Raw genomic sequence first — 19,690 nt, forward strand, 5'->3', positions numbered from 1 at the left:
CAACGATTCCACGGGGACGGCGGCTACCGGGCAGGCGGAACCTGGGGAGCGGAAGCGATGACAGGTGTCAGACGCCGCGGCTATTTCACAGCCGCGGTCGCGTTGATGGGCGCTGCCCTGATCGCGGCTCTGTTCTCGGCACCCCCGGACAAACCCGTCGACATCCGCCTGGTCGCACCGCCGCCCCCGGCGCCCGAGGTCGTCACCGCGACCGCCACGACCACCGTCTCCGCCGTCGGGGTCGAGCGGCCGCAGCCTCCACCACCGCCCCCGCCGCCGCCCCGTGCCGCCGACCGGCCTCCCCAGCCGGAGCACAGACCACCGCCTTCGCCATCCCCGGGCAAACCACGGCCCAACCTGCACGACCTGCTGCGGTGCGACACGAAGCTCTTCGGCGACGACTTCGGGCACTGCCTGCGGTGGCCGCTCGACACCGAGGAGTTATGCGACTTCCTGGAGGAGCACCAGCTCGAACCGGTCGAGGGGCGCGGGCGGTTCGAGCTGACCTGTGAAGACGACTAGGCCTTGAGCTCCCTGAGTTTCGCGAGGTTCGCTTCCGCCAGCGCGCCGAGCAGCTGCGCCTCACCGAGGTAGTGGTCGTCGATCAACGCCTCGACCTCGTCGTCGTTCATCGCCGGCACGATCCGCGCGGCCATCCTGTTCATGTTGCGATAGCTGCCCTGCAACAGGAACGGCCGCTCCGACGGGTCCGCCGCCGACGCGATGTACGCCTGGTTGACCTTGAGCACGACCTGCTGGATCCGTTGCAGTTTCCGGACGACGGACAGCATGCGTTCGAGTTCGACGGTCTCGTACTCGTGCCGGACGCTCTCGCCGTTCGCCAGGCGCACCAACGGTTCCACGTCGACACCACCCAGGACCGGGTTCGAGCCGGACGCGTTCTCCAGGTAGCTCAACGCGAACAGGGCATCGCGCCCGGACAGCACGTCGCCCAGGTTCCACACGTCCGCGCGGTTCGCGAGCATGTCGGGCACCCGGAACGCCCGGCCGGTCTCGGTGTACGGGTTGCCGGCCATCGACACGGCGAAGCGCTTGCCCCGCAGGTCGAACGTGCGCGGCTCGCCGTCCCAGACACCCTCGACGCGGCGTTGGGCGTCGCACAGCGAGATGAACTTCTGCAGCAGCTCCGGCGAGGTGTGCTGGATGTCGTCGAGGTGCAGCAGGACGTTGCTGCCCAGGGCGAACGCGAAGTTGATCCGCTCGACCTCCTGGCGCGCGGTGGCGTTCGGTGCCTCCTCCGGGTCGAGCGAGGTGACGCCGGTGCCCAGCGCCGGTCCGTTGACCTTGACGAACACCATGCCCAGGCGGTTCGCGACGTACTCCATCAGCGTCGTCTTGCCGTAGCCGGGCGGGGAGATCAGCATCAACAGGCCAGTGCCGTCATTGAGCTGCTTGGAGAGGTTGTCGCCGATCAACGGCAGGTAGACCTCGTTCAGCAACCTGTTGCGCACGAACGTGTTCAGCACGGCCGGCTGGTAGTCGTCGAGCCTGAGCCTGCGGCGTTCCCCTGCCAGCAGCTCGTCGCGCCGGCGTTGGTAGGCGCGGAACGCCGGTACCTGTTCGGTGCTGAAAGCCCTGAGCCTGGTGAGGGTCTCGTCGAGGCGCAGGTCCATCGACTGGTCCCGCACGCGGGGGTGCGTGCCGAGCAGGCCCGTGACGGTCTCGGCCAGCGCCGCGCTGGAGTCGTAGCGCGGCAGGTCGGTGAGCAGGATCGCCACGACTTCGGGGAACTCCGGGCAGTCCTCGTCCTTCAGGAACGCGCTGAGCCACGCCTCGATCAGGTCGCGGTCGCGGAGTTCCTCGGTGACCACGGCGCGGAACCTGTCGATCACCGCGCGGGCGGCCTTGCTGGTGACGAATCCCCTGGGCTCGCAGGCGAGTTCCTCGAACAGGTACTCGGCGGTGAGGTCCTCGAGCCCGAACTGCTTGCACAGCTCGGGAATCCCGTGCGTGCCACCGAAGATCGTGCGAGCGCGGGCCAGTGACTCGGCCTTGCGCGCCCACACCGCGCGTCGGTCCTCAGGTTGCTCGGACCAGAAGACCTGTGCCTCGGCGCGGATCCGCGGCGGATACCTGAGCAGTCCGGCGCCGGCGTGAAGCCGTTGCAGGACAGCGAGGATCTTCTCGGCGTCGTGGTCGTGGACGCCCTTCTCGTAGCCCTCGTCATAGCGTTCCGCAGCGGCGTTCGTGACGTCGGTGCGGCCTTCGGCCAGCAGGCTCCCGGCGAGGTGCTCGGAGCGGTAGACGTGTTGCGTCTCCGAGACGAGCAGCTGGTCCCAGAACGGCCTGGTGGCCTCGAACGCGGGATCGGTGACCTCGCTGCGGTAGTCGGTGCCGGTGACCGCGTAGAACAGCCTGCCGTCGCGCGGCACGAGGGTGAGGTTCATCGGCTCGGTCGTCACCGGGAAGCGATGACGGCCGAGCACGATCGACGCACCGTCGTACAGATCGGCCCGGTCGCGCAGTGCCCGGCCTCCCTCTTGCCGGGCATCGCGCAGGCTCGCGTCGAGCTCGTCGGCCCTGGCGTCGCCGAGTTCCCTGAGCTGCTCGGCGACCGCGCGGACCTTGGCGACCATCGGGTCGCCGGCGAAGTACGTGTTGATCTCGTCGGTCGAGGTCAGCTTCCCGACGCGACGGCGGATCGTGCCGAGCACCCGTTCCGCGGACTGCACGAGCCGGTCGGCCCTGCGGGCGCGTTCGTCGAGCAGCGTCTGCTTGCGGGCGGAGAAGGCCTCGTAGACGTCCGTGCGCTTGGCGCCGACCTGGGCGAGGAAGTCGTCGAACTCGCCGAACCGCGACTCCAGGTTCTCCAGCTGCAGCAACAGTCTGCCGAGCTGGTCGTCACATCGTTGCGGGGTGTCCGCCACCGACAGCGCGCCGGTGATGGCCTGGCCGAGCAACGCGAACTCCGCGGCGAACTCGGCGCGGCCCTCGGCGTTCGCGAGCTGGGCGCGGCGACCGTCCACAGTGGCGCGGGCGCGGTTGACGGCGGCGAGCACCTCACCGATGCTCGCCAGGATCTGCGTGCGGGTCGTGGTGTCGGCGGCGTCGAGGGTGCTGACGACCTCGGTCAGCACCTCCAGTCCGGCCTGCTGCTGCGCGAGCCGTTCGCGCAACGGCTTCGCCTCGGTGGCGGTCTTCAGCTCCACGGCCGCGATCTGGTCGATCTCCTCGTGGTACTGGGCGAACGCGCCCTCGCCACTGAGGAACGCGACGGCTCTGCGCGCGGACGCACCGAGTTCCTCGACCAGTTCGGCTTCGCGCCGGTCGATCTCTTCTACGTCGACGTACTTCAGGTCCTTGAGGGTGATCAGCCGGCCCTGGGCGGAGCGCAGGTCGGCCAGCAGCCGCACCCACTCGTCGGCGCTGCGCGGCGCGGCCGACCTGGCGAGCCTGATCAGGCTCGCCAGCTTCTCCGCGGCCTGGTGGAGTTGCTGCGCGGCGTGCTCGGTGAGCGTGCGGACGGCCTCGAACTCGTCCAGCACCTGCTCGGCCGTGGCGCGCACGGCCTGGACGTCCTGCTTGAGTCCCAGCTCATCGAGCCAGTGGACACCGTCGATCACCCTGGTGCACAGGGCGATCAGGCCCTCGAACACCGGCACGCTCGGGGTCATCTCGGCGCTCATCCTGGTGATGGACAGGCAGTCCGAGATGCCGCGGACGAGTTCGGCGTTGCCGATGCGGGCGAGCGGACCGGCCTGGTCGGGCAGCACCTCGTCGACGACGAACGGCGTGCGCCACACCTGCATCGGGTGCACGCGCACGGCCTCTGAGCTGGTCTCGCGGAAGACCACCAGCGTGCCGTCGGCGAAGAGCGAGTAGCCGTGGCACGTGATGGGGGTCGCGACCTCCTTGCGGATCACGTTGTAGGGCAACAGAAGGCTGCGGCCCTCGCGGCGGGCGTGGAAGACGAACAGCACGTCCTCGCCGTTCGCGGACCGGACGACCCGCTCGAACTCCAGCTCGTCGGTGTCGATGTCGAACGTCTTGTCCGCGCCCGTGACCAGGTAGTAGCCGCCGGGGAAGATGATTCCCTGGTCCTCCGGCAGGCGCTGGCAGGCCTGGCCGATGCCGTCGAGCCGCGTGACCACCTTGGTGCGGGTGTTGAAGACGAGGTGCCGCCACACCGTTTCCTTGTACGGCAGGACGCGCAGCAGGATCAGCGGGCCGACGCGGGCGTAGTGCACGTCGGCGTCCGCGAGACTCTGCAACGGCTCGTCGACGGGCTCTTCGTAGACACCCTGGCCGGACTCGGTGTTGTTCTCGATCTTGACGGTCAGCGTGCCGCCGACCGCCTCGACGAAGACCTCGTCGTCGATCGCGATGTGCGGGTGCCGGCCCAGCACATGCTGCTCGCGGGTCGTCTCGACCCACGTGAAGTCGTGCGAGGGCGGGAAGACGTGGTCGCGGTCGCCGCGGTTGTCGACGTACGTGACCGTGCCGTCGACCTTGATGTCCCAGCGCAGCACGCGGAGATCTTCGATCCGCGCGCCGGTCTGGAACACCGCGAGCAGCCGTGACTCGACCGTGCGCAGCTGGAGCAGCCGCGTTTCGCGGTAGTACCGGTACAGCTCGGCGAAGTCGTTGCGGAACCTCGGGTCCTGCAGGAACTCCGCCTCGACCGTGGCGAAGTCCCTGCCGTGGACCGCGAAGACGTCGTCGACCTTGGTCTCGGGCTTGAGACCCATGAACACGTTGTAGCCGAACAGCATCACGTCGCCGAGCGCGACGATGTCACGCGGCACGCAGTTGTTCTCGGTGCGGATGCGTTCGGTGGCAACGAGTTCGAGAGCCGTGCTGCCGAACGTCTCGACGCGCCGGTCGTTCAGCGCCTCGGTGTTGCGGGCGAGCCCGACCGCCTGTTCGGCCAGTCGGGCCCGCAGCACCTCATAAGTGCCCGCGTCCAGTCCAGAAGGGTTGGACACCGTCATGCGTTCTGGCCGTTGTTCTTGGCCATCTGGGTCAGCGCGATCGCCGCGGCGATGTTCTGCGCGTCGCCGGTGGTGAACGAGCTGAGGATCTTGGTCAGATCCTCGGGGAAGTTCGCCGACCCGTCCATCCACTTCGAACCCAGCGCCTGCACCACGTCGGAGTTGCCGACGAAGCCGTCGACCTGCTTGCCCGCGGTGATCGAGCTGGCGATCCTGTCGAAGAACATCGTGTCGCCACCGATGATGTCGATGTCGGCCTTCTCCAGGCCGGCCGCGAGGACCATGGCCTGGGCCTCGGCGATCTGGCGCTGCACGTCGATGCCCTTGAGGCGGATCTCCTTCTCGGCTTCGAGGCGCAGCCGGTACTCCTCGTGCTCGCGGGTCGCGGTGTCGAGCGCGGCCATCGCCTCTGCCTTGTGCGACAGGCCTTCCGCCTCGCCCTTGAGGCGTTCCTTGATGCCCTCGGCGTCGGCCAGGGCCTTCTCGCGGTCGACCACGGCCTCGGCGCGGCCGAACGCCTCGGACGCGGCGGCGTCGCGTTCCTTGACCAGCGCGTCCGCCAGACCCTTCGCAGCGGCTTCTGCCTGCGTACCCTCCGCGAGACGGATCTTGGAGCGGGTGTCCAGTTCGGCGGCCTTGTTGCGCGCCTCGGCGAGCACGACCTCCTCGCGGGCCTTGTGCTGCGCCGACTGTTCCGCGGCCTCGGCGGCCTTGATGTCCTTGACCAGCGACTCCTGCGCCTGCGCCTCGGCGCGGATGATGATCTGCTGGCGGTCGCGCTCGGCCTCCTCGACCGCACGCAGGCGCTTGATGTTCTCCTCCTGCTCGGCCACCGTCTTCTCGACGGCGACCCGCTCGCGCACCAGGTCGGCGATCGCGCGGCGCTCGTGCTCGAGCTCCTTGTCCTTCTCGATCATGCGCAGCGAGGTCTCGCGTTCGCGGGCGATGACCTCCAGCAGCCGGTCCTTCTCGATGCGCTCGGTCTCGACGGCGATCACGCGCTCGCGGTTCTTCTCGGCGACGGCGATCTCGCGGGCCTTGTTCTCGGTCTGGATGCCGAGCTGCTCCTCGGTGCGGATGAACGCGGTGTTGGCCTTGAGGCGCTCCTCGGCCTGCACCTTCTGCGTCTCCGCCTCCTGCTGCGCGCGGGCGGTCTCGATCGCGCGCTTCTGCTTGATCTCCGCGTCGGCCTGGCGCCGTTCGAGCTCGAGGATCGCCTCACGCGCGCTGACGTTCTGGCGCGTGATCTCCTTCTCCTCGTTGCGGGTGAACTCGTTGGTCTTGACGTGCTCGATCGCGGTCAGCTCGGTGATCTTGCGGATGCCCTGCGCGTCCAGGATGTTCGCCGGGTCGAGCTGCTTGAGCGGCGTCTGCTCCAGGTAGTCGATGGCCGCGTCCTCGAGGCTGTAGCCGTTGAGGTCGGTGCCGATGACCTGCACGATCCGGTCGCGGAACTCGTCGCGATGGGTGTAGAGGTCGACGAAGTCGAGCTGCTTGCCGACGGTCTTGAGCGCCTCGGAGAACTTGGCGTTGAACAGCTCCTGCAGCGTCTGCTCGTGGCTCGCCCGCTCGGTGCCGATCGCCTGCGCGACCTTGATGACGTCCTCGACGGTCTTGTTGACCCGCACGAAGAACGTGATGCGGATGTCCGCGCGGATGTTGTCCTTGCAGATCAGGCCCTCGTTGCCGGCCCTGCGGATCTCGATGGTCTTCACCGAGATGTCCATCGTCTCGCACCTGTGCAGCACGGGCAGGACAACGGTTCCCGTGAAGGTCACGTCGACCTTGCGCATCTTCGAGACGATCAGCGCCTTGCCCTGCTCGCACTTCTTGAACAGCCTGCTCAGCGTGATCAGCGCCAAGATCAGCACAACCGCGATCACGGCGATCATCACGATCAGCCCCGTAGAGATCGCACCCATGTCAGCTCCCTGTGGTGATGTCCACGACCCAGAAGAACTCGCCTTCTGCGTCGTAGTCGAAGATCAGTGCGGTCTGGCCCGCTGTCAGTTCGGTGCTCTGCGCCGCCCGCACCTGCACGACCGCCGTGCCGCCGTCGTCGGCGGTCACCTCGGCCTGCCCGTACCGCTCGGTGACCTTGGACGTCCTGACGATCGCGGTACGGCCCACGAAGTCGTTGCGGGACGCCGGTTTCTCCGGTTTCGTCCAGTTCCTGACCGGGATGAGAAGGATCTTCGTAACGAGTGCGCCGACGAGCAGCGCACCGGCGAGGATGGCGTACCGGAGCGAGCCCTCAGGCGTCAGCGCCGTGCCGACCAGCGCGGTGAACCACGTGATCACGACGAACATCGAGATGGAGATCGGCATCACCGGGGCGTCGAAGTCCAAGCCCACCAACGCCACTGTGAGCCAGTAAGCCAGCACTATGAGCAACAGAAAGCTGAACACCACAGTCGGAAACGCCAGCGCGGCAGCCAGGAACTCGGTCATCATCGCCCCCCTTCTCGTCATTCTGATGCGCGAAGTGCCTGATCCGTTGCACTTTCGGAAATGATCGACGGAAATCGATGACTTTCTCGATCATGGACGTGCCGGAGAGGAACGCGGAGCTCACCGGCTAGTCTGGAGCGTCGTGATCCCCGTAGTCGTGCTCGCAGGCTTCCTCGGTTCCGGCAAGACCACCCTGCTCAACCACCTGCTGCGCACGTCCGGCGGCACGCGGATCGGCGTCGTGGTGAACGACTTCGGGCAGATCAACATCGACGCGTTCGCCGTATCGGCCCAGGTCGACTCGATGGTGTCGCTGTCGAACGGCTGCCTGTGCTGCGCGGTCGACGGCACCGAGCTGGACGAGATGCTCACCCGCCTGGCCGCGGCGGACCTGGACGTCATCGTGATCGAGGCGTCCGGCCTGGCCGAGCCGGCGGCAATGGTGCGGATGGTGCTGCAGGCGCCGGGCGTCTCGTACGGCGGGCTGATCTACGTGGCCGACGCGGTGGAGCTGGACGCCGTCCCGGATCTCTCCCGCGATCTCGCGCTGGCGGATCTGGTGGTGCTGAACAAGGTCGACCGGGCCTCGACGCTGCCGACGCTACCTTCCCCCGCTCCGGTGCTTCCGGTCTCCTTCGGCCGGATCGACCCGGCGCTGCTGTTCGAGGTGCGCCCGCCGGATCTGGGCCCGCGACAGCTGTCGTTCGACGACCTGGACGACCACTCCACGCACGCGCACGCCCTGTACGACAGCGTGTCCTTCGAGTACGCGGATCCGTTGCATCCCAAGCTGTTCATGGACTTCCTGAGCGCACGACCGGAGGGCCTGTTCCGCGCCAAGGGTTTCGTGCGGTTCCCTCTCGGCACGTTCATGCTCCACACCGTCGGCGCGTACGTCTCGTTCACGCCAGTCGACGACGCCCCGACGCAGCTGGTGCTGATCGGGGCGGGCATCGATCCGGAGGCGTTGACGGACTGGCTGATGGCGTGCGTCGCGGACGAACCGGTGACCGAGCAGGACATGCTCTGGGTGCTCCGGTACGCCCGCTGACGTCACTTCTTCTCGCAGAGCGCGGTATCCATCACGTCGAACACCTGCTGGAACTTCGTCGCCGGGTCGTCCCCGAACGTACCGGGCAACGCGGTGAGCGTGATCGCCGCGTTCCTCCCGCTGTCGGTAGCACCGCCGAGCGACGCCCAGCCGTGGATCGACCCGCCGTGCCCCCACCAGACTCCGCCGCAGCTGAGCTTGGTGCTCTCCAGACCGAGCCCGTAGGCGCTCTTCTCGTCGACCGTGACCGTCCGGCGCATGTCGTCGAGCTGCGGCTTCGCAAGGAGACCGCCCTGCAGCAGCGTCTTGTAGAACTTGGCGACGTCCGCAGGCGTGGACACCATCGCACCGGACGCCCACGCGGCCGACGTGTCGAGCTCGGTCGCGTTGACCACCTTCGACTTCGGATCGAGCAGGTCGCTCAGCGAGTAGGCCTGGGCGTGCCGGCCGCGGATACGTTGCTCGCCCTGGTCAGGCCAGTACGTGTCCTTGAGCCCGGCCTTGGTGATGACCTTCTGGATCGCCTCGCCGACCGGCCGTCCGGTGACCTTCTGGATCAGCAGCCCGGCCACGACATAGTTCGTGTTGCTGTACTCGTACTTCTCGCCCGGCTGGAACCTCACCGGCTGACTCAGGGCGACGTCCAGCAGGTCGTGCGGCGCTAAGTACCTGTCTCTGATGTCGGCAATCTTCGGAACGCCGACCTGCATGACGTAGTCCGGCAACCCGCTGGTGTGCTGCAGGACCTGCCGCACCGTGATGCGGCTGTCCTTGATGTGCGGCACGTACCGGTTTACGGGCTTGTCGAGCTCGACCCCGTTCCCGGCCACGAGCTGGAGCGTCGCCACCGCCACAAACGACTTGGTGATGCTGCCGATGCGAACCTGCCCGTTGACCGGCGCGTTGCCCCTCGCATGGTTGTGCCCGTTGACGTGAGCCTCAACGCCAGGCGTGCCGTCCTTGACGATCTGGTCGAGTTGTTGGGGGACAAGGAGAGTCAGCGCCGTGAGCGCGGCCACCGCGATCACTTGGCACCACACAGAGCAGCGTCCACAGTAGCCAGAACAGCATCATGAGCCTTACCGGCTTCTTCCGGCGTGTCCTGGAACGTGCCGGGCAACGCCGTGACAGCAACAGAGAACGCCCTGCCGGAATCAGTAACGCCGCCCCGCGTCTCGTAACCGTGGATGTCGCCACCGTGACCCCACGACCGGCCACCACAGGACAACGGCACACTGGCGATGCCAAGCCCGTACTCCACACCTGGCCACATCTCGCCCGCGGTGTCGACGGTCTTCTTCATCTCGTCCAGCTGGGCCTTCTTCACCAGGTCGCCCTTCAGCAGACCGCGATAGAAGGTGTTGAGGTCCTTGGTGGTGGAGATGATCTGACCAGCCGCCCAGCCCCAGGAGGGGTCCATCTCGGTGACGTCCTCGATGCCGTTGCCGGTCTTGGCGTACCCGTGCGCGTGCTTGCCGCGGATACCCTGCTCACCCACGCCGGGCCAGTAGGTGTCTTTCAGGTTCAGCTTCCGCACGATGCGCTGGTCGACGTTCTCCGCCACCGGCCGTCCGGTCACCTTCTGGATCAACAGGCCGAGCAGCACGTAGTTCGTGTTGCTGTACTTGAACTTCTCGCCCGGCTGGTTGGTGACGGGCTGCGCGTTGCCGATGTCGAGCAGTTCACGCGGCTCGAAGTAGCGGTGCCGCAACCCCTCGAAGTCCCCCAGGTACTGCGTGTAGTTCGCGAGCCCGCTGGTGTGGTTGAGCAACTGCCGCACCGTGATCCGGTCGTCCTTGATCGCGCCCGGCAGGTAGTGGTTGATCGGCTTGTCGAGCTCGACCTTGCCCTCACCGACGAGCTGCATGACCACCGCGGCGACAAACGCCTTGGTGTTGGACCCGGCACGCACCTGCCCGTTCCTGGGCACAGGCGTCCGCTTGTTCAGCACGGACGTGCCCGAGGTGTAGGCGACCGTCCGACCGTTGCCGTCGGTGACCGTCGCCAGCGCCGCCGGGAACTCGTGCTGCTTGGTGAGCCCATCGAGCTGCTTCTGCACGTCGCTCGCCGGCGCGGCCATCGCCGTCCCGGTGAACAGCATGGCCGTTGCCAGCACTCCTACCAGCGTCTTCTTCATCCTGTGCCTCCCCTTGCCGTGGTGAGGACAGGTTTCCAATCAGGGTGGTGTCCGCGCAGTCACGCACGCTTCCGTTCTTGGGGTGGAGCAGGCTCTACCTAGCTGTCGGCTTCGTGGCGGCACGCCGATCCAGCTGTCTTCTTGCCTGATCCTCTTGCCTGTGGGGACTTGTCGCGCTCCTTGCTGTGGTGGCGGTGCGTCAACCGTGAGGTGGGGAACCCGGAGGACATGCGGAGGTGGAGATCGGTAGGCTGTCCCGGCGAGGGCTGCTAGCTCAATTGGCAGAGCAGGAGACTTTTAATCTTCGGGTTCAGGGTTCGAGTCCCTGGCGGCCCACCATCGCAGCTGGTAGAGGGTGCGGGGGGAGATCTTCTCAAGATCAAACCCCCCGCTTACCCCTCACTTACGGTCTTCCCCATCGATCACCGCGCCGAGCGCATCAGCAGCCGCGCGGCCAGGCGCACGACGTCCCATGTACACATCCTGCGTCATCGACGGTCGGGCGTGCCCGAGGACATCAGCGATCTGCCGGGCAGTCAGCCCTGCCTCATCGAGCAGAGTTGCGACCGTCCGCCTGAACGTCCGGAACGTCACCCACTCGTAGCCCACACGGACCGTGAACGGCTTCCAGGCCCGGTTGCGGACGTTGGTGGCCTCTCGAATCGTGCCCGTCGTGCTGGGGAAGATCGGGCCGTCGAGGTTCTCCGCCGTGGTCCTGCGGGTGACCAGCATCGTCACGCACCAGTCGGCCAGCGGGATCGGACGCACCGCGTTCTCCGTCTTACCCCTGTTCACGATGCGCCCACGTCCACGTGCCCGGATGACGTTGCCGGACATGTTGATGACCTTGGCCTGTTCATCGAGGTCAGGCCAGTGCGCGCACAGAGCCTCGCCGGTCCGTTCACCAGTCCCGAGGAAGAACCGGATCAGGTCAGGCAGGTCATCGCGGCCGGCCTGCTCATCGGCATCGAGCTTGGCCAGCAGATCGAGCACCTGTTCCCCGGAGAGCGCCCGTGATTGCGTCGGCTTGTTCCTCGCTCGCTTGCTCTCCAGCGGCCCGACCTCACGGACCGGGTTGATCTCCAGTGCGCCGTGGCTGACGGCCAGAGCACAGACGCCGCCGAGGATGCTGCGCACGGTCTTGGCCGAACTCGCGCTGGACGCGTCGCGCACCTTCTTGCACAGCGTGTCGAGCGTCGGCGTGGTGACCTCGTTCATGCTCAGCTCCCCCACAGCCGGTAGGACGATCTTGTCCAACCGGTTGCGGTAGGTGTCGAGCGAGCCGAACGACCGGAGACCTCGTTCCGCGTCCGCCTCAATGGCCGTCAACCACATCCGAGCCACCTCGGAGAACCGCGTCGAGGGGGTGATCAGTGCGCCAGCGACAGGAGTCACCCAGTCGCGGATGGCCGCCTTGAGCCGGTCGATCGCGTTCGACTTGCTCGTTCCGTACCGCTCGACCTCGTAGACCTTGCCGTCGAAGTCGCGGTAGCGGCATCGAGCACGCCAGCGTTTCGGCCCAGCCTGCTCCGTGCGGATGTTCCCGTGCGTTCCGACCTGGAGGCGTGGGCGGCCCATCACGCGGCCCCAGGCTGTGCGTTGAACCACGCCATGACCACCTCAGGGTCGTAGCGGACATGCTTGCCGACTTTTCTCCCTTCCGGGCCGTAGTTCTTCGTGCGCCACTGGTAGAGGGTCTGAACGGGGATGTCGAGGAACTCCGACAGGTCGTTGATCGTCCACAGCTTGCTCATTGGTGTGTCTCCTGTTCGTACTTGCGTCGTCGGTTGTCGCGGATGCGGCCGGCGAGTGCGGCGGCGAGTTCACGTTCCGCGTCGGTGTCGTAGCCGTTGCCCTGGTAGGCCCAGTCGTTGATAACGAGGACCGAGTCAGCGTCGAGGCCGAGGCGTTCGAGGGTTTCGGCCTGCCGGAAGGCGCGGCGTTCGTCGCGAATGGACTTGAACGTCGTGCTGTAGTGCTTGGACTTCGTGAGGAAGTGGCCCCGGAAGCCGAGCATGTGCGCCCAGCGGCGCAGCTTGAGGTCTTCGTACTGCGGCAGGCCGCCGAGGTCCCAGGCGGTTTGGATGATGCGCCGGTGGTGGTCGCTGACCTTGGCGTGGTCGATGCAGAGCTGGGAGCGGATAGGCCGGTCAGTGCCGTCGGTCTTGCCCGTCGTCTTCGTGGCGTACTTGGCCACGTAGGCGGCGAGGCGCGTCTCGCTGATCGAGCCGTCCGCGTTCTCGACCTCGTGAGCCTGGTTGGCGCGGATCGGGCGGACATCGGCCTGTGAGCCCCACCGCAGGTCGATGGCCACGCCGTCCGGGCGGGGAACGGTGAGCTTCACCGAGGCGGCAGCAGCCTTGACGCAGGCGTCCAGGAGTTCGCTGGTGACCCACAGCGGGGTGCGGTCTGTGGGGCCGTCAGGGCCGTCTACGCGCACGACGGCGTGGAAGTGCACGAGGCCGCGCCGTTGGTACTCGGCAACCTTGGCGTACGAGAGCCGGGCGTGGTCGGCGAACTCGCGAACCTTGAGCCCTGCGGCGTTGGCCAGCTCGCGGTTGAGGGCGATGCGGAAGCGGTGCCATAGCGCGCCGGCGTTGGCCTGCCAGAGCACCGAGCCCTCGTAGTCGTAGGTGCTGGGGTCGACGGCGGTGCCGATGCGCGGGTCGGCCTGGTGGTGGTACTCGCCGCAACCGGTGCACGGGCGGGTCTTGCCGCTGGCCGTGGTCGAGCGGTTGTGCACCGCGCCGAACGAGGGGGCGGTGAGGGTGGCGAACGCCCGCGGCTTGTCCGTGACCGTGGTCGGAACGCCCTTGGAGCCACCCGCCAGACCAGCGTGCATCAGGTGGTAGGCGTCGGCGGCGTAGCGGTCCGAGCAGGTAGGGCAGACGGCAGAGCGTCGGTTGCCGCAGGGCACGAAGATCTCGCCGCCGTGGTGGGCCAGCACCTTGCGGGAGCACCTGCTTGAGGAGGCTGCCTGATGGGACGACCGCCTCTCGACATCGGCACTTACGGCGCGATTCGTTGCTACCAATCGGAAAGGGCTGGCGTGCCCAGACCAACTACCGCGACTACAACGGCCAGACACGGCCGGTGCAGCGGCGGGGGAAGACCAAGGCTGAGGCGCCGCCGAATACCCCGGTATCGAGTGGCGCGTTCTTTGACCTCAGCCGCGATTTCTTCAAGCAGAGCAACAGCTTCTGGCCCGTTGTCGTAGACGACCTTCTCGAACGCGTCCGGGCACTGGCCCAGCTCCATGCCGCCCTTGGGATCGATGCCGACGAGCCGGACCATGCCGGCCTTGATGGCCGGGGCGAGCTGCCAGACGATCGACCACAGCACCGAGCCCTTGCCTGCCCCAGGCACTCCGACCACGAGGACCTGTGAGCCGAGCAGCCTCAGCCGCCAGGGCTTGCCGGTCTCCGTGCGGCCGACAACCACCCGCTTGAGGTCGACCTCTCCAGGTTCGGCAAGCTGCGGCACCGCGACCGGACGTGCCAGCGGGTCAGCGTGGATGAAGTCGAGCTCCAGCACGCGCGGCTTGAGCACCCGCACACGGCAGGACCGGGCATTGAACGAGTGCGCCAGGTTGTCCCGACGCGCTTCCCACTGCTCCGGCGACTGCGCCGGGATCATCCGCACCCGGACCTTGTCCCGCCAGCCCTCGGAGCGGACGCGGCGCAGCTTCGGCCGGTACTCCCGCCCCCGGTTGTCCTTGGACAGCTCAGCCAAGCGCATCACGGTGCGCCACTGCGGCACGTACACCGTGAGCCGTCGCCACTCGGTCAGGACGCGGTACCAGCCGTGCCGGAGAAACGAGCCCCGATCGAGGCCGTACCAGACGGTCAAGGCGCACACGAGCGACAGCAACGCGATCACCAGCGGCGAAAGGCCGAACTGGCGATAGGCGACGTAGCCGCCGAGGCCGGTTGTGACCGCCACCGGGTACCGAACCGCCAGAACAGCCAACCGCACGACCAGGCGGACGGCGAGCCAGGCCAGCGCGAACGGCGCGAGCACGAGCTTGACCCAACCGGGAAGCCATACCCACCAAGGGACCTGCGGACGTGCGCCCTCGAATGGCGCGGGGTCTACCCAGCGGTTGCCCTTCATCGCGCACCGCCAGCGCACTTGAGGCACTGGAAGACGCTGCCAACGCTTGGGATGCGCCCAACAGGTCGGAATGCTCCCGAAGCGGCGGTTTGCTGTGCCTTACAGGTCAGGCACTCGAAGCCCTCAGCCTGTGCGGCCGTGAGTTCCATCGTCTCCAACGAGCCACCGTCGAGCATCACGGCGTAGCTGGAAACGGTCTGCTTGCTGGAGATCATTCGATCCCACAGCAGTTGCTTTGTGGCCCTGTCTAGCGCACGGATGCGCTCAGGCTCTACGCTCATCGTTGTTCACTCCTGAGTTGGGTGGACAACGCAGGAGCGGCGAGGTTGGTAGCCGGTTTCCGCTCCTGCGTCTTACGTTCTCTTTGCGCCGCAACAAGACGTGCGGCATCGCCACGTGACCCCGCAGAGTCACGCGCTCTGTCCAATGAGGAATTTCGCTACTTCTTCGCCGACTTGGTGACCTTGATCGCCTCCCCCTTCTCGCGCTCACGGTTTGCCCAATACATGGCCTCGTGGTGGTGGCTGCGATCGGTCTCAGCGACGCGCGCGTAGATGGCGGCCGAGCGGAGGTAGTAGTCCTTCAACACGTCGGGCGCGGACTTGGGATTGGGCAGGAGCTTGCTCAGCACGTCATGCGCCTCGCTCAGCGTCCGGACCTGCTCAGCAAGGCCCCAGCGCATCGCCTCAACTGCGGACATCAGGAGCCTCCTCCGCGAGCGCGTGACGCCCCTCCTGGTCGCCGAGGTGATCAGCCAACTTGGAGGCCTCACGCGACAACTCCCGGCAGAACCGCATCAGCACGTCCGAGCCACCGGGAAAGGGCGGGAGTTGGATCGCGATATTGACCGGGTCGAGGTAGATGGCCAGCGCCGGAACCTCGGGTGTCACCCGGATCATGGCCGCGCCCGCGTCTTGACCGGGTGTGCAGGTGGCGTTGAACCCCATCACTGACCACCCCGCGCCGCATTGAGAGCCGTCTGACCCTCCGCGACCGCCTCAGCAAGCCGGGGCAGTGCTTCCGCATCGACCACCAGGACGGCAGGGAACGCGTTGCCCAGCCGGAACTCGACCCGTCCAGCGAAGACGAGCGGTTCCACCCGGATCGGCAGGTTTGCCGTCAGGTGCAGGCGCATCAAGTCAGGCACGGATCACGCCGCCTTAGGTGCGGGCTTGGCCGCGACGATGGCCTTCATACCGGTGGCCCGCAGGCTGTAGCCCAGCTTCGCCCGGCAGCGGTGACGCTCACCGACGTGGCCACCACGGCAGCCCTTGTCATCGATCCACGGCGTCACCGTCAGGCCCTCGAACATCGCCGGGCGGATGTCCGTACCCGGAATGGCCTCCGGCGGCACCGGCTGGTGAGGTGCCGAAATCTTGACCGTGACCGCAGCGTCCGCCTTGCGCTCCGCAGCCTGGTCGATCACCAGGACGGACCACACGAGCTGACCGGTCTCCTTGTCCTTCTCCTGTTCGACAGGGAGGCCCTTGGCACGCTCCTCAGCCGACTGGAACTCGAGCACCGGCTCGACGCCCATCACGAGCGCACCCCTCGGGAACACGAAGTCGTGACCCGCCGGGAACCTGCTCCCACCTGTGATCGCCATCGTCGTTCTCCTGACGTTTGTGCCGGTCGGGGCCACTCCCCGACATCTCGACACCTACGACTTTCGACGAATCGGGAGGACGTCAACACCACACAACAGGACAACTACAGACGTCTCGACTACACTAAAGTCGTCCCTAGTTGTACGGAGGGTGGGCCATGCCGAACCAACGCCTGCGAGATGCGTTGCTGCGCAACACTTTGGGCTTCGATGAAGTGGCCAAGGCAACCGGCGTAGACCCGAAGACCGTCGAACGGTGGATCACGCAGGACCGGACGCCGTACCCACGCCACCGGCACGCCATCGCCGCGATGGTCCGCGAGACAGAGACCTACCTTTGGCCTGACGCAGTCGCGCCGGAGAAGAAGAAAGAGATCAACGAGTCCGAGGTCGTACAGGTCTACGCACACCGCCACGCGGTATCGCACGACATCTGGGGACACCTGATCGAGCAATCCAAGATCAGCATCTCGATCCTCGTCTACGCCGGCATGTTCCTCGTGGACAACCCAGCCTTGATCAAGACGCTTCGCCAGAAGGCGGAGAGCGGAGTCAAGATCCGGTTGCTGCTCGGAGACCCCGCGAGCCGAGAGGTCGCGCGCCGCAGCGAAGAAGAGGGCATCGGCAAGACCACGCTTGGCGCGAAGATCCGAAACGCCCTCGCGGTCTACAGGCCGTTGGCCGAGGTGTCGGGCGTGGAGATCCGGGTTCACGGCACGACGCTCTACAACTCGATCTACCGCTTCGATGACGAGATGCTCGTGAACACGCACGTGCACGGCTTCATGGCAGCTCACGCACCGGTCCTGCACCTACGACGGTTGTCCGGCGGCGACCTGTTCGAGACGTACGCCGAGAGCTTCCAAGGCGTCTGGGATGGCGCGAAGCAGCCGAAGTGGTAGGCAGGTAGGCATGGCTCGCACTGATCACTACAACGACCCGAACGCGCCCAAGGCGACAAACATCGTCGTGGCGGTGACGGCGTTCGTACAGGACGAGCACGGCCGGCTGTTGATGATCCGGCGGACCGACAACGACCTGTACTCGATCCCCGGCGGAGCCCAGGACGTCGGCGAGACCATCGGCCACACCGTCATCCGCGAGGTCAAGGAAGAGACCGGGATCGACGTCGAGCCCGTCGACATCATCGGCGTCTACTCCGACCCCGCGCACGTCATCGCATACACCGACGGTGAGGTGCGCCAGCAGTTCTCCATCTGCTTCCGGGCACGGCCGATCGGCGGCGAACTGAGGACGAGCAACGAGTCGAGCGAAGTGCTTTGGGTTAGCCGCGGAGACTTGGACTCCTTGAGCATCCACCCGTCGACCCGCCTACGGATCGGGCACGGCTTTGAAGGCCGAGCGACACCCTACTTCGCGGTGTAGTCGACTCCCGCCGCGCGTAGCCGCTCTTCCGTACGCTCGACAGCGGCGACTAGTTCAGGCTTGGCTTGCCTGATGAAGAAGGTCACCAAGTCGTCCGGCCCATACCTCTTCTGGATCTCCTCGATCCGGTCATGCACGTTTGTAGACTCACCATCGGGCGTAGTGGTCATATCCGCCCACCAGAGGGCGTCGCGGAGTGGAGTCCTCTCATCCACCCACTGTGCGAGTTGGGCTGATAGTCCTCTTAGCTCGGCTTCCAGATACGCACACGAGTGATGCGCCACCAGCGCGCACAGTCGACTGTCCGCATGACCATGGGCCAGGAACCGCGCGCCATCCAGAGGATGAAACGTCGTATGCGCAAGATTCGGCGCGTAGCCGATGTCATGGAGCAGCGCAGCTGCCACCAGCAGCTCTTGATCCTGCCGGTCAAACAAGGGTGCAGCGAGCCGCGCCCTGCTCCCTACACCTATGACGTGCGCAAACCTCTGAGGAAACGGTCCTGCCAGTACATCCGTGACGGCGTCGGTAGCCCAGGCGACGAGATCCACTCTGCAACCATACGCAGGCACCTAGTTTGCTGGACCCTCGACCGAGAGCTAATCAGGCAACACACAGCGCGCCAGCATGTCCGCGCAGCTCCACTCTCCAAGTGGGATCATCCGTGCGGCGCCTAAGGCGGATATGCCCGAAGCTTGGGTCAACAACCTCAACCTTGTTGTTAGATTCCTTAAGCGTCTTGCCCACGAGGCGTTCGCGAGGCAAGCGAACGGGGCTTATCTTTGTGTTCGTTGAATATACTTCAGACGAGTGCGAGCACAGTCGCTCACGGTCGGCTTCCGTAGGCAGAATTGTTCGGCCCCTACTGAACGGTGCTAGAACACTAATCGGGAGCGCACTGAGCAGTTGGGCGTAAATCCCGTCGTAGTGGCCGGTAACGGACCCATGGTGCGCCACCTTGTACACACCAGCACTGCCATTTGGTCGAGTTGCAGAATCACAAATTGCAGCCCATCCGCGAGCGTCGTCAGCGACCACTTCCAGATCTGCACCAAGCAGTGCCTGTTCGAACTCAAATTCCACCCACACAACCACACTCGTGTCGTTAGGTTGCACTTTCGGCACCCTCAGTCGCGCAGATTCGACTGAGGGGATAAGCGCGCCGATCTCTTGGAAGGTATGCAATGTAGAAGCACTCGACGGAGAAAGAGTGTGTACGCGTACAGCTGGACGATTGGGGTTCGACCAGATAGTCATGTCCGCCTGAGCGAACTTCACAGGGTTTTGAACGCCAGAATTACGCCGCCCAACCACGATGTCCATGACCTTGCGAAACTCCGACAGGCCCGACCCAAGAGACATTTCAGGCTCTGCAGCCGAAACAAGCTGAACGAACTCATCCGAGCGCAATGCCGTGGAACAGACAAACGTGGCTGAGCTGCAAGTATCTACAACCTGCGCCATACCACGTATGTGGTCATCGTGCCAGTGAGAGGCGACTACCAGGTCAACGCTACTGCCACAATCAACGCCAATACCTTCAAGATACTCAAGCGCAGCAGGTCGAGACTTGGTCGCATTAAGACAAGAGTCGTTAATCATCCATCTATTGTCCCCAAGATGCACGGCGATACTCTCGCCATATCCAGGACCAAACAGGTTGATTTCGAACTCGTCAAGTTCGGGAGGCAGCAGGGCAACGTCTAGAGGCTGAGCCAAGTCTCACCTACCGTCTTTGCCCACTGCTCGTCTCTCTGATACGGAGCAACCCGCCGAAACCTAACGACTGATGATCGAGTCCGCTGCCCAAATCGGTTCTGTTGATATCCGATTGACCAATAGAATCGCGCACCTGGTTCCAGCAACTCGCGGTCGGCAGGTGAAATCTCCTCCATGGCGATCTCCGCAAATTCCTCTACAGTCGAAGTGGGCTCGACGACAAGAGCAGTGAAGTAGGTGGAGAAGACTTCCTCCACTACCCCTTCCCATGACTG

The 19,690-nt window shown here is 65.7% G+C and carries 19 protein-coding genes and 1 tRNA gene; 5 read left to right on the forward strand and 15 right to left on the reverse strand.

Annotation, left to right across the window (positions count from 1 at the left end; all coding sequences use genetic code 11):
* The first annotated feature begins 57 nt into the window (after positions 1 to 57).
* Complete coding sequence (locus tag BLR21_RS25455; protein WP_143027870.1) at positions 58 to 522, forward strand: hypothetical protein; 465 nt, start codon at positions 58 to 60, stop codon at positions 520 to 522.
* Here the strand turns inward: BLR21_RS25455 and BLR21_RS25460 are convergent.
* The 3 genes from BLR21_RS25460 to BLR21_RS25470 are packed head-to-tail and all read right to left on the reverse strand — an operon-like array spanning position 519 to position 7,403.
* On the reverse strand, positions 519 to 4,952 hold the full coding sequence (locus BLR21_RS25460; RefSeq protein WP_090008993.1) for a DNA repair ATPase: 4,434 nt from the start codon (positions 4,950 to 4,952) through the stop codon (positions 519 to 521). The two genes, BLR21_RS25455 and BLR21_RS25460, sit on opposite strands and share 4 nt — an antisense overlap.
* Positions 4,949 to 6,874 carry a flotillin family protein gene (locus tag BLR21_RS25465; protein ID WP_256334924.1) on the reverse strand — a complete coding sequence of 642 codons (1,926 nt, stop codon included), beginning with the start codon at positions 6,872 to 6,874 and terminating at the stop codon, positions 4,949 to 4,951. Before BLR21_RS25465 ends, BLR21_RS25460 begins: the two co-directional genes overlap by 4 nt.
* Before the next feature lies 1 nt (position 6,875).
* A complete protein-coding gene (locus tag BLR21_RS25470; protein WP_090009396.1) occupies positions 6,876 to 7,403 on the reverse strand; it encodes a hypothetical protein in 528 nt (175 codons plus the stop codon).
* A gap of 142 nt (positions 7,404 to 7,545) precedes the next feature.
* Here BLR21_RS25470 and BLR21_RS25475 point away from each other — a divergent pair, with 142 nt between their 5' ends.
* Entirely contained in the window at positions 7,546 to 8,454 is a 909-nt protein-coding gene (locus tag BLR21_RS25475) for a CobW family GTP-binding protein (RefSeq protein WP_090008994.1), read from the forward strand.
* A 2-nt stretch (positions 8,455 to 8,456) separates the two neighbouring features.
* Here BLR21_RS25475 and BLR21_RS25480 read toward each other — a convergent pair whose 3' ends face one another.
* Complete coding sequence (locus BLR21_RS25480) at positions 8,457 to 9,482, reverse strand: serine hydrolase domain-containing protein (RefSeq protein WP_176929781.1); 1,026 nt, start codon at positions 9,480 to 9,482, stop codon at positions 8,457 to 8,459.
* Positions 9,479 to 10,591 (reverse strand): serine hydrolase domain-containing protein, encoded by a 1,113-nt coding sequence (locus tag BLR21_RS25485; RefSeq protein ID WP_090008998.1) that lies wholly within the window; start codon positions 10,589 to 10,591, stop codon positions 9,479 to 9,481. Before BLR21_RS25485 ends, BLR21_RS25480 begins: the two co-directional genes overlap by 4 nt.
* 263 nt (positions 10,592 to 10,854) lie before the next feature.
* Between BLR21_RS25485 and BLR21_RS25490 the strand changes: the two genes are divergently transcribed.
* Positions 10,855 to 10,930: transfer RNA gene (locus BLR21_RS25490), tRNA-Lys, on the forward strand.
* Between the two features lie 60 nt (positions 10,931 to 10,990).
* Here BLR21_RS25490 and BLR21_RS25495 read toward each other — a convergent pair.
* The 8 genes from BLR21_RS25495 to BLR21_RS25535 all read right to left on the reverse strand — a co-directional run bounded on the left by BLR21_RS25495 (position 10,991) and on the right by BLR21_RS25535 (position 16,310).
* Positions 10,991 to 12,199 carry a tyrosine-type recombinase/integrase gene (locus tag BLR21_RS25495; RefSeq protein ID WP_256334925.1) on the reverse strand — a complete coding sequence of 403 codons (1,209 nt, stop codon included), beginning with the start codon at positions 12,197 to 12,199 and terminating at the stop codon, positions 10,991 to 10,993.
* Entirely contained in the window at positions 12,169 to 12,345 is a 177-nt protein-coding gene (locus BLR21_RS25500) for a helix-turn-helix transcriptional regulator (protein ID WP_090009003.1), read from the reverse strand. Before BLR21_RS25500 ends, BLR21_RS25495 begins: the two co-directional genes overlap by 31 nt.
* Positions 12,342 to 13,679 (reverse strand): replication initiator, encoded by a 1,338-nt coding sequence (locus BLR21_RS42720; protein WP_256334926.1) that lies wholly within the window; start codon positions 13,677 to 13,679, stop codon positions 12,342 to 12,344. Before BLR21_RS42720 ends, BLR21_RS25500 begins: the two co-directional genes overlap by 4 nt.
* Entirely contained in the window at positions 13,619 to 14,731 is a 1,113-nt protein-coding gene (locus BLR21_RS25510) for an FtsK/SpoIIIE domain-containing protein (RefSeq protein ID WP_256334927.1), read from the reverse strand. Before BLR21_RS25510 ends, BLR21_RS42720 begins: the two co-directional genes overlap by 61 nt.
* A 412-nt stretch (positions 14,732 to 15,143) precedes the next feature.
* Positions 15,144 to 15,404, reverse strand: a complete 261-nt coding sequence (locus BLR21_RS25520) for an AMED_5909 family protein (protein WP_256334928.1) — start codon at positions 15,402 to 15,404, stop codon at positions 15,144 to 15,146.
* Positions 15,391 to 15,651, reverse strand: coding sequence for a hypothetical protein (locus tag BLR21_RS25525; protein WP_143027871.1), 261 nt, complete (start codon positions 15,649 to 15,651; stop codon positions 15,391 to 15,393). The genes BLR21_RS25520 and BLR21_RS25525 overlap by 14 nt, the downstream gene beginning before the upstream one ends.
* A complete protein-coding gene (locus BLR21_RS25530; RefSeq protein WP_090009014.1) occupies positions 15,651 to 15,851 on the reverse strand; it encodes a hypothetical protein in 201 nt (66 codons plus the stop codon). The genes BLR21_RS25525 and BLR21_RS25530 overlap by 1 nt, the downstream gene beginning before the upstream one ends.
* A gap of 3 nt (positions 15,852 to 15,854) precedes the next feature.
* Complete coding sequence (locus tag BLR21_RS25535; RefSeq protein WP_090009016.1) at positions 15,855 to 16,310, reverse strand: hypothetical protein; 456 nt, start codon at positions 16,308 to 16,310, stop codon at positions 15,855 to 15,857.
* Between the two features lie 158 nt (positions 16,311 to 16,468).
* Here BLR21_RS25535 and BLR21_RS25540 point away from each other — a divergent pair, with 158 nt between their 5' ends.
* Entirely contained in the window at positions 16,469 to 17,212 is a 744-nt protein-coding gene (locus tag BLR21_RS25540) for a DUF5919 domain-containing protein (RefSeq protein ID WP_090009018.1), read from the forward strand.
* 10 nt (positions 17,213 to 17,222) lie between these two features.
* On the forward strand, positions 17,223 to 17,696 hold the full coding sequence (locus tag BLR21_RS25545; RefSeq protein ID WP_090009020.1) for an NUDIX hydrolase: 474 nt from the start codon (positions 17,223 to 17,225) through the stop codon (positions 17,694 to 17,696).
* Here BLR21_RS25545 and BLR21_RS25550 read toward each other — a convergent pair.
* Together BLR21_RS25550 and BLR21_RS41810 are read right to left on the reverse strand one after the other, a co-directional pair.
* Complete coding sequence (locus BLR21_RS25550; RefSeq protein WP_090009023.1) at positions 17,681 to 18,247, reverse strand: HD domain-containing protein; 567 nt, start codon at positions 18,245 to 18,247, stop codon at positions 17,681 to 17,683. The two genes, BLR21_RS25545 and BLR21_RS25550, sit on opposite strands and share 16 nt — an antisense overlap.
* Before the next feature lie 52 nt (positions 18,248 to 18,299).
* Complete coding sequence (locus BLR21_RS41810; RefSeq protein ID WP_143027872.1) at positions 18,300 to 19,415, reverse strand: ComEC/Rec2 family competence protein; 1,116 nt, start codon at positions 19,413 to 19,415, stop codon at positions 18,300 to 18,302.
* Positions 19,416 to 19,690 lie beyond the last annotated feature (275 nt).

Source organism: Lentzea albidocapillata subsp. violacea (assembly GCF_900100275.1).
Taxonomy (GTDB): Bacteria; Actinomycetota; Actinomycetes; order Mycobacteriales; family Pseudonocardiaceae; genus Lentzea; species Lentzea violacea.